This is a genomic window from Nocardia testacea NBRC 100365 (genome assembly GCF_000308775.1).
In the GTDB taxonomy this organism is placed as follows: Bacteria; Actinomycetota; Actinomycetes; order Mycobacteriales; family Mycobacteriaceae; genus Nocardia; species Nocardia testacea.
The window spans coordinates 1-13923 of record NZ_BAGJ01000260.1 but is presented as its reverse complement, the minus strand read 5'-3'; the positions used below and the strand labels follow the sequence as shown (position 1 = coordinate 13923).

The following is a 13923-nucleotide window of genomic DNA, read 5'->3' as shown; positions in this document are numbered from 1 at the left end:
CAGTGTAGGTAGTTACGTTGCGGTCACCGGGCGGGTCGGGCCTACCGTCACGGGCATGGGCACCACTTCGGACAACGGTCGGCGGCATATCGCGGTATTCGGTGCGGCGGGACGGGTCGGCCGGGCCGTCGCCGCCGCGTTGCTGCGGGACGGGCACGAGGTCAGCGGGGTGGTGCGCGAACCCGGCCGGTGCCGGGACCTGCCGGCGGACCTGAGCGTGTTCGCGGGGGATGCCCGGTATCCGGCGGAATCGGCGGCGCTGCTGCGCGGGGTGGACGCGGTGGTACTGGCGGTGACGCCCTTCACGGCGCCGCCGGATTCGTTCGACGGTTTCGATATCGACTACTACGCGCATATCGTCGCCGGTATCGAGCGGCACTGGGACCGGGAGCGGCGTCGTCTCGTCGCGGTGGGGCTGGCCGCGACCCTGGAGCTGGACTCGGGCGGCCACCTGTGCGACGACGCTGATCTCTTCCCGCCCCGGTTGCGTCCGTTCGCCGAAGCACATCTGCGCCAGCTCACCGCGCTGCGCGCGCTCACCACACTGGATTGGGCCGTCCTCACCCCGCCCGCCGGGCTCGGCGCCGGCGCGGACACGGCGGGGGAGTACCGGCTGCTCACGGGACCGGTCAGCGTGCGGCAGGCAACCACGGAACTCACCCACGCGCGGTATGCCAGGGCAGTGGCCGACCAGATCGGCGAGCCCACGGTGCACAGTGCCCGTGCCGCGGTGGTTCCCGCGGCACACCGGTGAGCCGGAACCTATCCTTTCGGGCCAGGCGCCGCGGTGCGCGCGCACTCCGAATCACGGTGAGCGCAAGGCTGCCCGATGCCCGGAACAGCGCCTTATCGTCGGAAGGTGGTATCGCGCAGCAGACCTCGACGGCATCTCAAAACGGTCACCGGAGTCAGCGGCGGTACCGATATCTACGCGGCGGCGGTGGATCCGGGCCGGTCGACGCTCGACACCGCGATCGCCGTCGCGAAGGTCGCCGAGGAACACGGGTTCGACGCGCTCTTCGCGGCCGATCTGCTCGGCTTCGGCGCGCAGGGGGCGATCGGCGCGCAGGAGCCGCTGATCTATCTCTCGGCATTGAGTTCGGTGACGCGGCATATCGGCCTGATCGCCACGGTCACGACCACCTTCCATCACCCCTACAATCTGGCCCGGCTGTTCGGCACCCTCGACCATGTGAGCAACGGCCGGTCCGCCTGGAACGCCGTGACCTCGTCGCTGGGCGAGGAGAACTACAGCGACGCGGACCTGCCCGGGCCCGAACAGCGCTATGCGCGCGCCGCGGAATCACTGGAAGTGGTGCACGCCCTCTTCGACTCGTGGGGCCCGGGCGCCCTCACCCCGGACGGCCGCGGAGGCGCCGTACTCGATCCGGCCCGGGTGCGCACGATCGACCACCGGGGCGAGTATTTCACCGTGCGCGGTCCGCTGAACATTCCGCCGCTGCCGCAGCGACGCCCGGTGCAATTCCAGGCCGGCCAGTCGGCCGGCGGGATCGAACTCGGCGCCCGTTTCGCCGAAGTCGTGTTCACCTCGCTCACCACACTCGACGACGCCCGCGCGTACACGGACAAGATCCGGGCCCGCGCCCTGGAACTGGGCCGGCCGGCGGGGTTGCCGTATATCTTCAGTTCCTTCCACGCCACCTACGGCGCGACCGAAGCCGAGGCCGCGCGGCTGGTCCGGGAGCAGGAGGAGTCCTTCGATCTCGAAGCCGGCCGCCGGCTGCTCGCGGATATGCTCGGCGGCGGGGTCGACCTCTCCGATCTCCCTTTGGACCGGCCGCTGCCGGAAAACCTTGTGCCCACGGTGGATTCGGTGCATCGCCGGCGTGGGCGGGTGGAGATCTTCGCGCGTCTCGCCGGTTCCGGGCGCACCCTGCGCGAGCTGATCCTGGAAGCGCGGCACACCGGCCACTGGTCGGCGGCGGGTACGCCGGAGCAGTTGGCCGACGACATCGAAGAGCGGTATCGCGCCGGAGTGCTCGACATCATCTCGCTGGGCGGCCTGGATGATCCGCGCACCCGGGATTTCGTGACCAACGGTCTACTGCCCGAACTGCGCCGCCGCGATATCGTCGGCTCCGGGTATCTGGGCGCCACCCTCCGGGAGAACCTCGAACTGCCGCCGCTCCCCGAGGCCGATACCGAGCGCGTGGCGGTATAGCTCGGTACCGGACCACCACGTGGCCGAGCCGGTGGGCAGTGGTCGCTCAGAAATACCGGACGGCGACATAGGCCCAGGCCAGGACGCAGCTGAGCGCCGTGACCACGATGCCGTACCTGGTGAACTGCCAGAACGTGATCCGGTGGCCGGCCCGGCGCGCGATATCGAGGGCGACCACATTGGCGCTGGCGGCGACCGCGGTGCCGTTGCCGCTGAAATCCGCGCCGAAGGCGAACGCCCACCACAGCGCGCGGCTCTGCCCGTGGTCGGGAGTCCGGTCGACCAGCCCCTCGACCACCGGGGCCATGGTGGTCGTATAGGGGATGTTGTCGATGAACGCGGCCACGACGGCGGAACCGAAAACCAGGACCGCCGAGGCGAAGAGCGGATTGTCGCCGAATGCCGCGACGGCGGCGTCGCCGAGGAACTCGATCACACCGGTGTGCACCAGACCGGCGACCATCACGAACAGGCCCATGAAGAACACCAGCGTGCCCCATTCCACTTCGCGCAGGATATCGCCGATATCGAGACGGGAGATCAGCACCATGGCGCCCGCGCCGAGCAGCGCGATGATCGACGGCGCCACGTGCAGCACCGAGTGCAGGCCGAATCCCACCACGACCCCGGCCAGTACGAGCAGGGCACGAGTGAGCAGGCGCGGGTCGGTGATGGCCCGGCGTTCCTGCAGGGCCGCCACTGTCTCGATGTGCTCGGAGCGCTCGCGCAGATGCTTGCGGAACAGCCAGCGGGTGAACAGCACGAACAGCGCGAAGATCACCGCCACGGCCGGGGCCATGTGCAGCAGGAAATCGTTGAACGTCAGGCCCGCCCGGCTGCCGATGATGATATTGGGCGGATCGCCGACCAGAGTGGCCGCGCCACCGATATTGGCGGCGAGCACCTCGGCGATGAGAAACGGTTGCGCGGCGAACCCCAGCCGCCCGCACACCACGATGGTGACCGGCGCGACGAGCATGATGATGGTGACATTGTCGAGCAGCGGCGAGGCGACCGCGGTGATGATCATCAGCATCACCAGCAGCCGGAACGGGCTGCCGTGAGACCGTTTCGCGGCCCAGATGGCGAGGAAGTCGAACAGCCCGGTCTGCTTGATGACGCCGACGATGATCATCATGCCGAGCAGCAGGAAGATCACGTTCCAGTCGATGCCGACGTGCGGGTCGTAGAAGACCTGTTCGCCGGGCACCAGACCGAGCACGGTCATCGCCCCGGCCGCCACCAGGACGACCTTCACCTTGTCCGCGCGTTCGGTGGCGATGAACCAGAACGCCCCGACGAATACGACGACCGCCAGGATCTGGTTCATCGGCGCAGCTCCCCTCGGCCCGGCGGATCAGTCGTCGGGCCCGGCGACGGCCAGGCTGATCAGTAGTCGTTCGAGGGTGATGCCGCCGACAAGGGTCCGGTTCCGATCCACCACCGCGACCAACGGGCTGTGCCGCTGTGCCATGAGGGCGGCGATTTCGAGCAGGGTGGCGTCGCGGTGCACCACGGCCGGGCGCGGCGCGTGTTCGGGTAGGCAGTCGCCCACGGTGAGATCACCGGGTTCGCGCCAGAACAGCTCGGCGTGCAGTTCGTCGATGGTGCGCGCCAGCGCGGGATCGTCCTGATAGGAGCTGGGGATGGCCAGCCGCAGCACCTGGGTGCCGGGCAGGACCGCGACGGGCCGGCCGGCCGCGTCGACCACGATCAGGCCGGGCAGCCGGTTGACCACCATCGACCGCATGGCCTTGGCGACGGGGTCGCCGGTGCGAACGGTCGGCAGCGCGACCGCGATCTCGTGTGCTTGCATCGGATGGTCCCGTCGCGCGTGCGGGGAGAGGGTGGTCATGACCGGAACCTGTCGCCGGTGAACCGGTCCATCAGCCGTTCCAGCCGGGCCACCCGGTCGGGCAGCGGGCTGCTGTGCAGCAGTTCGGCGAGCTGATCGGCTTCGTCCGGGCCCAGTGCGATGGAGTGGACGGGTTCGTCGCGGGCGGTGCGGTAGACGTGCAGGTGTTTCTCGCCGTCGGTGCCGGTGACCAGGGCGAAGCGATCACCGCTGCGGGTCAGCAGGTGGTGCACGGTGCCCTGGCCCGGTATGGTGCCGCGGTCGATGTCCACGTCGAACGCTCCTCCCGCAGCCGGTTTTCCCGGGTCCCAGTCTCGGTGCGCGGCGGTGTCACCGGCCATCGGTGCCGCTACCCATCTCCGGTGGCCGGCATTGTGTAGCGGCGGGCCCCGAAGATGGGTGTCACACCCCATGGACAGCCCGCGTGCCGGCGGCCACACTGAGGTCATGGACCGTCCGGACACTGGTAACGGCCTGTTCCGGCGGCATACCCGGACCCCGGTCGACGCGCTGTTCCGGCGGATCTTCCTCATCAACGGACTGGTCTTCACCCTCGGCACCCTGGTGCTGGCGGTCTCGCCGGCGACCGTCTCGTCGCGGGTGCGGCTGACCGAGATACCGGTGCTGGCGGTGGGGCTGGTGGTGATCCTGGCGGCCAACGCCTTCCTGTTGCGGACCAGCCTGGCTCCACTGGACCAGCTCGTCGTCTCCATGCGCCGGGTGGACCCGCTGCGGCGCAGTGGTCGGCTCGACGAGCGCGGCAACGGTGACCTGTCCCGGGTGATCGACTCGTTCAACGCGATGGTCGACCGGCTCGAAGCCGAGCGGGCGGCGGCCAGCGCGTCGGCCCTGGCCGCCCAGGAGGGTGAGCGCCGGCGGATCGCGCGCGAACTGCACGACGAGATCGGCCAGAGTCTCACAGTGGCGTTGCTGTCGATGAAGCGGGCCGCCGACCGCGCCCCCGCCGATGTCGTCGACGTCCTGCACGGCGCCCAGGAGACCGTGCGTTCCTGCCTGGACGAGGTACGCGGGATCGCGCGGCGGCTGCGGCCCGATGTGCTCGACGATCTCGGGCTCTCCAGCGCCCTGAGCGCGTTGTGCAGCGAGTTCAGCTCGACGGCCGGGATCGGTGTGACCCGCGACGTCGACCGGAAACTGCCGCGGCTGCACCCCGATATCGAACTCGTCTGCTATCGGGTCGCCCAGGAGAGCCTGACCAATATCGCCCGGCACGCCGGCGCCCACCGGGTCGGGCTGAGCCTGCGGGTGCACGGCGATTCGCTGATGCTGCGGGTCACCGACGACGGATGCGGCGGGGTGGCCGGGGACGGTGCCGGTATCCGCGGGATGCGCGAACGCGCACTGCTGGTGAACGCCACCCTGGCCATCGAGTCGCCGCCGGGTGGTGGCACCGAGATCTGCCTGCGTATCCCACATCGAGGCGAAAGGAGCACGCCGTGACGAACCCGGCCGTGGCCCGAGTCCTGCTTGCCGACGATCACGCGCTCGTCCGCTCCGGCTTGCGGTTGATCCTGGACGCCGAACCCGATCTCACCGTGGTCGCCGAGGCCGCCAACGGTCACGAGGCGGTGCAGCAGATCGATCACCTCCCCGTCGACCTGGCGATCCTGGATATCGCCATGCCGCGGATGACCGGGATCCAGGCCGCCCGCGAGATCCACCGGGCCGCCCCGCACGTGCGGATCCTCATGCTGTCGATGTACGACAACGAGCAGTATTTCTTCGAATCGCTGCGGGTCGGCGCCTCCGGCTATGTCCTGAAATCCGTGGCGGACCGCGACCTGCTCGAGGCCTGCCGGGCGACCCTGCGCGGGGAGTCCTATCTGTATCCCGGCGCGGTGAACTCCCTGATCCGCGACTGGTTGCAGCACGGCGACCGCGACGAACCCCTGCCGCGCAGTCTGCTCACGCCGCGCGAGGAGGAGATCGTGAAACTGGTCGCGGAGGGTTATTCGTCGCGCGAGATCGCCGGCGACCTGGTCATCAGTGTGAAGACCGTGGACCGGCATCGGGCCAATATCCTGCAGAAGCTCGGGTTACGTGATCGGCTGGCGCTGACCCGCTACGCCATCCGCGCGGGACTGATCGAGCCCTGAGCACGGTCCGCCGCCGGCCGGGTCCGGCCGCGCGTCGTGGCCGGCGCGCCAGGGCAGCAGGGCGGTACTGGCCGGTAACGCCAGCGCTGCCACGCCGATCGCCGCGCGGACACCGATCGCGGCCGCGAGGACACCGCCGAGGGCGATGAATGCGGGCTGGACGCATTTCGCGCTGATCGACCAGGCGGTGCCGACCCGTACCATATGGTCGGCGGCGGTGTGGTCGGTGCGATAGGCGGCGAACACCGGGTTGAACACGCCGGCGCAGAAGAGCAGCAGTGTTTCGGCGACCAGGACAACGGCGAGGCCGAGTGGTCCGGGTCCGGCGAGCACGAGTAGCCCGGGCCAGCAGGTGCGCAGCGTGCCGGAGCCGAGCAGGACCGCGTGTTCGCCGAACCGGGCGACCAGTCGCGGGGCACACCAGGATCCCAGCAGTCCGCCGAGTCCCGGCACTCCGAGGGCCAGCCCGTATTGCCACGGTGGGAAACCCAGTTCGCGGAGCATGAGCAGCGCCAGCAACGGTGAGATGAGCACCAGCGAGCCGCCGAAGAGCATGGCGTTCCAGAACAGCCGGTGCAGGGTGGGGTGCGCGAAGAGGTAGGTCCAGCCGGCTCTGATCCCGGCGGGCGTGCGGCCACCGCTGTTCCGTTGCGCGGGTGGCGTTTCGGGTGTGCGGATCCGGCGGATGCCGAGCGCCGAGACCAGGTGCCCGAGTGAATCGGCGATCAGGGTGGTCGTCGTCCCGAATACGGTGACCAGCAGTCCGCCGACCGGCCCGCCGAGTGTGGTCGCGGTCCAGAAGGTGGTTTCCAGCCGGCTGCCGGCGCGAACCCGTCGGACGCGGGGGACGAGTGCTTTGAGGTGCGCGTCGCGCGCGGCATTGAACACGACGGAGCACAAGGTCTGTACCGCGGCGGTCACGCACAGGTGCGCGTAGGTGAGCATGCCGAACCGGGCGGCGATCGGGACCGAGATCAGGGCGGCGCACGCCGTGATACCCGCACCCGCCATGACGGGGCGTTTGCGCCGGAACTCGAGGAACGGGCCGAGTGGCAGGGCAACCGCGGCCGCCGCGACCCCGGCACCCGCCACCATCAGTGAGACCTGGAGATCGGAGGCGCCGACCAGCACTATCGCCACCAGCGGCAGCGCACCCGCACCGAGGGCACTGCCCAGTTGGCCGGCGGTGAACGCGCCCCAGAGCCGGTAGAAGTCGGGTGGGAGCCGCTCGGTGCTATCCGGCCGGACACCGGCGGTCCGGCGTGCACCTGTTCGCATCGTCCGATGGTGCCGTACCGCGGGCCGGTGAGATCCCAGGCCCCGGCCGGCGGTCTCGTCACTGGTGGGAAGGCCTATACGCTGAACGAAATTGCCCTTTGGTGGCGCTCGGCGAGCCGAGTCGCTGAAGGAGCCGTATGGCGAGTGAGACGGCCGTGGCCCCCACGGCGAACCAGACGCGGCGCCCGGACCTCTCCGTCCGTGCCGCCCGGTCGACGGCAGCGTCGAGGCGAATCGGATGCTGTGCTGGTGAATTGCCGCGTGTGCGAATAGCTGTGCTCGGGGCGGTGTCCGGTCTCCGGGCGAACTCGGATGCGGGCGCCGGTGCCGACTGTCGAGGCGAGCCGCGGGCGGTGGGTGTACCGATCGATGGAAAAGTCCAGGTCGCGACGGTTTGCGCGGCCCGAACCGTGGTGTGCCGCGACGTGTTACGGGGGTCCGGGCTGCGAATCCGCGCGCACTCTGCCACACTCGTCTCCGACCGTGTTGATCGGTCGGTTTTCAGATGTGTGCGATGTGGAGAGTTCGAGCGTGAGGTCGAGGTGACGGATCCGATCATCCGGTCGGGTCCGGTGGTGGTGACGGCGGCCCGGGCGCCGGGGGTGCGGCGATCGGGTGTGCGGTTCGGTGCGGCCGCGGGTGCCGGCGCGGTGCGCGCGGGGTTCTCGGGGAAACGCGGCGCCAACGCCGCCGGAAATTCTCTTACGTTGCGTCGCAGTGTCATTCGGGCGAAGGGCCGGTTACCGTTAACGGGCCGGTTGCGGGAATTCGAGCACGGTGGCATTGTGATTGCGCGGCCGGCGGATCCGGCCGGCGAACTCACGGATTCCGCTATGCCGGGGAATCCGATCGAGAAGTGGTTTCGTTCTTGGGACGGGAAAATGGTTCTGGTGGCCACGGGTTGTGTGCGTGAATTCGATGGTGGCGCCCACGGTTCGTTTACCCGAATGGAACGAACTGTCAACGTCGTTCGCGATGATGTTATCGGTGATTCACCGGCGGCCCGGCAGGTCCGGACGATAATGTGCAGTGTCCGAAGACATCGAATAATCCCCGTCCCGCGCCTCTGACATACACGCCGGTCGGCGGCGGGACAAAAACGACATTCGACGCAAACCTCTCGGCATTGTCGCCGCAGTGGTCGATCGAAAAACAATGACGGCCCTTTGTCCGGGTAACTGGTTTACCGGGTAAAGCAAGTCGACCCGAACAGCGTGAGCATTCTCCTGGAAACCGGAAGGTCCCGGACCGGGCTTTCTGGCAACCCATTTTCGAATTTGCGGATGTGATACATGGACAAAGGCACCGGTGACTCTTCCGACCGGACGTTGGAGTACCTGAAAAAGGTCACTGTCGAGCTGATGACGACGCGTGACGATCTGGCGAAACTGCGGGAGAGACTCGACGAGCCGATCGCGATCGTCGGGATGGGTTGCCGGTACCCGGGCGGAGTCGAATCCCCCGACGACCTCTGGGATCTGGTGGCCTCCGGCACCGACGCGGTGGCCGGGTTCCCCACCGATCGCGGCTGGGACCTGGCCGGATTGTTCGACCCCGACCCGGATCGGTTCGGGAAGGTCTACACCCGCGAGGGCGGTTTCCTGCGGGGTGCGGGGGATTTCGATGCCGGTTTCTTCGGTATCAGCCCCCGGGAAGCGGTGGCCATGGACCCGCAGCAGCGATTACTGCTCGAGGTCTCGTGGGAGGCGCTCGAGCACGCGGGTATCGACCCGGCCTCGCTGCGCGGCAGCGCGACCGGGGTGATCACCGGGGTGGCGTACCAGGATTACGGGACCATCGCCAAGGCGTCCGGGCCGGCGGCCGAAGGGTATGTGTCCATCGGCTCGGCGGCCAGTGTGGCCTCCGGCCGGGTGTCGTACGCGCTGGGACTGGAAGGCCCGGCGGTGACCGTGGATACGGCGTGCTCGTCGTCGCTGGTGGCGATTCATCTCGCCTGCCAGGCGCTACGCCGCGGCGAGGCCTCCCTGGTGCTGGCCGGCGGGGTGACGGTCATGGCGACCCCCACGCTGTACCTGGACTTCGCCCGGCAGCGCGGTCTGGCCGCCGACGGCCGGTGCAAATCGTTCTCGGCCGCCGCCGACGGGGTGGCCTGGGCCGACGGAGTCGGTGTGGTGGTGCTGGAGCGTCTGTCGGACGCCCGCCGTGCCGGGCATACCGTGCTGGGCATCGTGCGGGGTTCGGCGGTGAACCAGGACGGCGCCAGCAATGGACTGACCGCGCCCAACGGCCTGTCACAAGAACGGGTGCTCGCGGCGGCGCTGGCCGACGCGGGTCTGCGACCGGTGGATGTGGACGCGGTGGAGGCCCACGGGACGGGGACCGCGCTGGGCGATCCGATCGAAGCCCAGGCGCTGCTCGCGGCCTACGGCCGGGAGCGCGCGGACCGGCCGCTGCGGATCGGCTCGCTGAAATCGAATATCGGCCATTCGCAGGCGGCCTCGGGCGTGGGCGGCGTGATCAAGATGGTGCAGGCGCTGCGCCACCAGGTGCTGCCGAAATCGCTGCACGCGGAAGAGCTGTCCCCGCACGTGGATTGGTCCTCCGGGGCGGTGCGGGTCCTGAGCCGGGCCGAACAGTGGCCGGCCGGTTCCGGCCGGGTCCGCCGGGCCGGAGTGTCCTCGTTCGGTATCAGCGGCACGAACGCCCACGTCATCATCGAAGAGGCGCCGGCGGAGCCGGCCGGTGACACCGCCGCCCCCGCTGCTCCGGCCCCGCACGCGACCACCACCGTGGTCCCGCTGCTGCTCTCCGCGAAAACCGACGACGCGCTCCGGGCGCAGGCGGATCGGCTGCGGCACTGGCTGCTCGAACGGCCCACCGCCGACCTGTGGAGCGTCGCGGCCACCCTGCTCGGCCACCGGACCCGGTGGGACCGCCGCGGGGCGGTGGTCGGCGCCGACCGGGAACAACTGCTGGCGGGGCTGGCCGACCTGGCCACCGGGGCGGGCGCGGCACGGGAATCCGGCCCGAAACCCGGCCGGACCGCGTTCCTGTTCACCGGGCAGGGCGCCCAGCGGGCCGGGATGGGCCGCGAGCTCTACCGCGCCTTCCCGGTGTTCGCGGCAGCCCTGGACGAGCTGTGCGACCGGTTCGACCCGCTGCTCGGGCGCTCGCTGCGGGCGCTGATGTTCGACCCCGAGGCGACGGAACTGCTGAACCGGACGGAGTTCACCCAGCCCGCGCTGTTCGCCTACGAGGTCGCGCTGTTCCGGCTCCTCGAATCCTTCGGCCTCACCCCCGATCTGGTGGCGGGACATTCCATCGGCGAACTCGCCGCCGCCCATGTGGCGGGTGTGTGGTCGGTGGGTGACGCCTGTGCGCTGGTCGCGGCCCGCGGCCGGCTGATGGGCGCGCTCCCCTCCGGTGGCGCGATGCTGGCGGCGGCGCTCACCGCGGCGGACGCGGCCGAACTGCTGGCAGACCATCCGCAGACCCTGTCCCTGGCCGCGGTCAACGGCCCGCGCTCGGTGGTGTTCTCCGGGACCGCGGACGCGGTCGACGCGGTCGAGAAGCTGCTGGCCGGTGACGGGATCCGCAACTCCCGGCTGCGGGTGAGCCACGCCTTCCATTCGGTGCTGATGGAACCGATGCTCGCGGAGTTCCGTTCGGTCGCCGAAGGTCTGACCTACCGTGCACCGTCGATCCCGATCATCGCCACCGGTTCGGCGACCGGGGCGGACCCGGCCGGACCGGGCTACTGGGTCGAGCAGGTCCGGGGCTGTGTGCGCTTCGCGGCCGCCGTCGACACGCTCGTCGAAAAAGGTGCGCGACGCTTCCTGGAGCTGGGTCCGGACGCGGTACTCACCGCGATGACCCGCGAATGTCTCGCCGAACGTCCGGAGATCGAGGCCGGGACGCTCGTCGCGGCCGCGGCGCGGCGGACGGCCGACGAGCTCACCCAGTTCACCCGGATGCTCACCCAGGCCCACAACGCCGGGCTCGAGGTCGCCTGGCAGCCGCTGTTCGCCGGGCGGGTCACCCACCGGGCCGAGTTGCCCACCTACGCTTTCCAGCGTCAGCGGTACTGGCTGGAACCGGGGACCGGCACGCCGGGACAGCCCTCGGGACATCTGCTCGGCGCGGCGCATCCGCTCGCCGGCCGGGACGAGTGGCTGTTCACCGGACAGATCTCCACGCGCACCCACCCGTGGCTCGCCGACCACGCGGTCTTCGGGACGGTGCTGGTCCCGGGTACCGGGTTCGTCGAACTGGCGCTGTACGCCGGGAGCCGGCTCGCCGCGGAGACGATCCGCGAGCTGGTCCTGGAGGCGCCGCTGTTGCTCGACGACGAGGCCGCCGTGGACATCCAGGTCGTGGTGGAGGCCGCCGCGAGCGACGGCGGCCGCCGCTTCACCGTGCATTCCCGCGCCGCCGGCGAGTCCACCGGTGAGACCGCGTGGACGACCCACGCGGTGGGCGTACTGGCCCCCGCCGCGACCGGGCACGCCGGGCCGGGGTTCGATGCGCGGGTGTGGCCGCCGGCGGGCGCCGCGGCGCTGGACCCGGCGCGACTGTACGAACGCCTGTCCGAGATGGGATTCGGTTACGGTCCCGCCTTCCAGGACGTCCGGGCGGCATGGACCTCCGGCGACGAGGTGTACGCGGAGCTGCGCCTGCCCGAGGGGCTGGACGGGCAGTCCTTCCGCATCCACCCGGCGCTGCTGGACGCCACCTTCCATCCCGCCCTGGACCGGCTGGCCGATACCGACGCCGGGAAGGTGCCGCTGCCCTTCTCCTACGCGGGGGTGCGGCTGTCCCGGCCCGGGGCCGATACGGTGCGCGTGCGGGTCGGGCTGGTCGATACCGACTCGGTCCGCGTGGACGCGGTCGATCCCGCCGGGAATCCGGTGGCCACGATCGAATCCGTGCTGGCCCGGCCGGTCGACACCCGGATGCTGCACCGGTCCCGGACCGGTACCGATCCGCTCTACACCCTCACCTGGACCCCGGCCCCCGCACCGGCCGCGGCGGTGGGCGGCCGGGTCGCGGCGGTGGGCGCCGTCCCCGTCACCGGTGATGTGGAGGTGTACCCGGGGCTCGGCGCGCTGCTCGCGGCATCCGACGCTCCCGGAGTCGTGGTCTGGCGGACCGACGAGGCCGGCGGGACCGGGGAGACGGCCGCGGTGGCGCGGGCGCGGGTCGGCGCCGCGCTGGCGGCAGTGCGCGCCTGGCTGGCCGATGAGCGAACCCGGGAGCGCACGCTGGTCGCGGTGACCGGCGATGCCGCCGATATCCCGGGACAGTTCTGTGATCCGGCGGCGGCGGCCGTGTCCGGTCTGCTGGCCTGCGCGCAGGCGGAGTATCCGGGCCGGATCGTCCAACTCGACCTCACCGGGACGAACCCGCTGACCTCGCGTACGGTGCTCGACGCCGTCGCTCTCGGCGAACCCCGGGTCGCCGTCCGGGAGTCCGGGGCGCTGGTGCCCCGGCTGGCGCGGGCCGGTGCGCCGGATGCCGGACCGGTGACCTTCGGTACCGGTACGGTGCTGATCACCGGTGGCACCGGGGGATTGGGCGCGCTCGTGGCCCGGCATCTGGTCTCGGCACACGGGGTACGGCAGTTACTGCTGGTCTCCCGCCGCGGGCCGGCGGCCGCGGGGGCCGGTGAACTGGTCGACGAACTCACCGCGGCCGGGGCACGGGTGCGGGTCGCCGCCTGCGATATCGCCGACCGCGCGGCGCTGGCCGCGCTGCTGGACTCGGTCGGCCCCGAGTATCCGGTGACCGCGGTGGTGCACAGCGCGGGCGTCATCGACGACGGCACGATCGACACACTCACCCCGGACCAGCTCGACCGGGTCCTGCGGCCGAAGATCGATGCGGCGCTGAACCTGCACGAACTCACCCTCGGGCACGATCTGTCGGCCTTCGTGATGTTCTCCTCGGCCGCGCCGCTGCTCGGCGGGCAGGGCCAGGGCAACTACGCGGCCGCGAACCGGTTCCTCGACGCACTCGCCCAGCAGCGCCGGGCCGCCGGATTACCCGCGCACACCCTGGCCTGGGGCCTGTGGACCATCGGCATGGCGGCGGGGCTCGGCGAGGCGGGGGCCGAGCACATGGTGCGCCAGATCCGCACCCGGCTCGGTCTGGTGCCCATCGGCGCGGAGACGGGCCTGGCCCTGTTCGACCGGGCGCTCGCCGGTGGCCATCCGCTCACCCTCACCGCACTGCTCGATATCGAAGCACTCACCGCGCTCGCGCGCTCGGGGGTGCTGCCGCCGGTCCTGCGCGATCTGGTGCGGGCGCCGGCCGCCGCGCCGGCGGCGGAGACCGGATCGCTGGCGCAGCGGCTCGCGACGGCACCCGAAGCCGAGCACTACGACCTGGTCCTGCACGAGATCCGGTCGCTGGCCGCGCTGGTGCTGGGGCACAGTTCGGCCGCGGCGGTGGACCCGGACGCGCTGTTCGCCGAGCTGGGGTTCGATTCGCTGGGCGGGGTGGAGTTCCGCAACCGGCTGGCCGCGCTGACC

General features: G+C 70.6%; 9 protein-coding genes. 5 read left to right on the top strand and 4 right to left on the bottom strand.

The window, feature by feature from the left end; translation table 11 throughout:
- Nucleotides 1–55 precede the first annotated feature (55 nt).
- On the top strand, nt 56–754 hold the full coding sequence (locus ON38_RS27735) for an NAD(P)-dependent oxidoreductase (protein ID WP_039828001.1): 699 nt from the start codon (nt 56–58) through the stop codon (nt 752–754).
- A gap of 105 nt (nt 755–859) precedes the next feature.
- The gene (locus ON38_RS27730) at nt 860–2182 is read left to right on the top strand and encodes an NtaA/DmoA family FMN-dependent monooxygenase (RefSeq protein ID WP_039828000.1); all 1323 of its coding nucleotides are present in this window, start codon (nt 860–862) and stop codon (nt 2180–2182) included.
- Nucleotides 2183–2228: 46 nt separating this feature from the next.
- On the opposite strand, the gene ON38_RS27725 is transcribed toward ON38_RS27730, so the two are convergent.
- Genes ON38_RS27725 through ON38_RS27715 form a run of 3 tightly spaced genes read right to left on the bottom strand, consistent with a single transcriptional unit; the run spans nt 2229 to nt 4309 of the window.
- Nucleotides 2229–3512, bottom strand: a complete 1284-nt coding sequence (locus tag ON38_RS27725; RefSeq protein ID WP_039827999.1) for an ArsB/NhaD family transporter — start codon at nt 3510–3512, stop codon at nt 2229–2231.
- A 27-nt stretch (nt 3513–3539) separates the two neighbouring features.
- Nucleotides 3540–4037 carry a CBS domain-containing protein gene (locus ON38_RS27720; RefSeq protein ID WP_245564269.1) on the bottom strand — a complete coding sequence of 166 codons (498 nt, stop codon included), beginning with the start codon at nt 4035–4037 and terminating at the stop codon, nt 3540–3542.
- Nucleotides 4034–4309: a cation:proton antiporter regulatory subunit gene (locus tag ON38_RS27715; protein ID WP_039828031.1), complete on the bottom strand. Its 276-nt coding sequence runs from the start codon at nt 4307–4309 to the stop codon at nt 4034–4036. The genes ON38_RS27720 and ON38_RS27715 overlap by 4 nt, the downstream gene beginning before the upstream one ends.
- Nucleotides 4310–4484: 175 nt before the next feature.
- On the opposite strand from ON38_RS27715, the gene ON38_RS27710 reads away from it, so the two are divergent.
- Both ON38_RS27710 and ON38_RS27705 read left to right on the top strand, forming a co-directional pair.
- Complete coding sequence (locus ON38_RS27710; protein ID WP_051165308.1) at nt 4485–5498, top strand: HAMP domain-containing sensor histidine kinase; 1014 nt, start codon at nt 4485–4487, stop codon at nt 5496–5498.
- On the top strand, nt 5495–6154 hold the full coding sequence (locus tag ON38_RS27705) for a response regulator (protein WP_083873146.1): 660 nt from the start codon (nt 5495–5497) through the stop codon (nt 6152–6154). The genes ON38_RS27710 and ON38_RS27705 overlap by 4 nt, the downstream gene beginning before the upstream one ends.
- On the opposite strand, the gene ON38_RS27700 is transcribed toward ON38_RS27705, so the two are convergent.
- Nucleotides 6095–7432: an MFS transporter gene (locus ON38_RS27700; protein ID WP_083873145.1), complete on the bottom strand. Its 1338-nt coding sequence runs from the start codon at nt 7430–7432 to the stop codon at nt 6095–6097. The two genes, ON38_RS27705 and ON38_RS27700, sit on opposite strands and share 60 nt — an antisense overlap.
- A 1292-nt stretch (nt 7433–8724) precedes the next feature.
- On the opposite strand from ON38_RS27700, the gene ON38_RS37180 reads away from it, so the two are divergent.
- Nucleotides 8725–13923, top strand: a 5199-nt coding sequence (locus tag ON38_RS37180) for a type I polyketide synthase (protein WP_039827997.1), incomplete at its 3' end; no start/stop codon positions are given.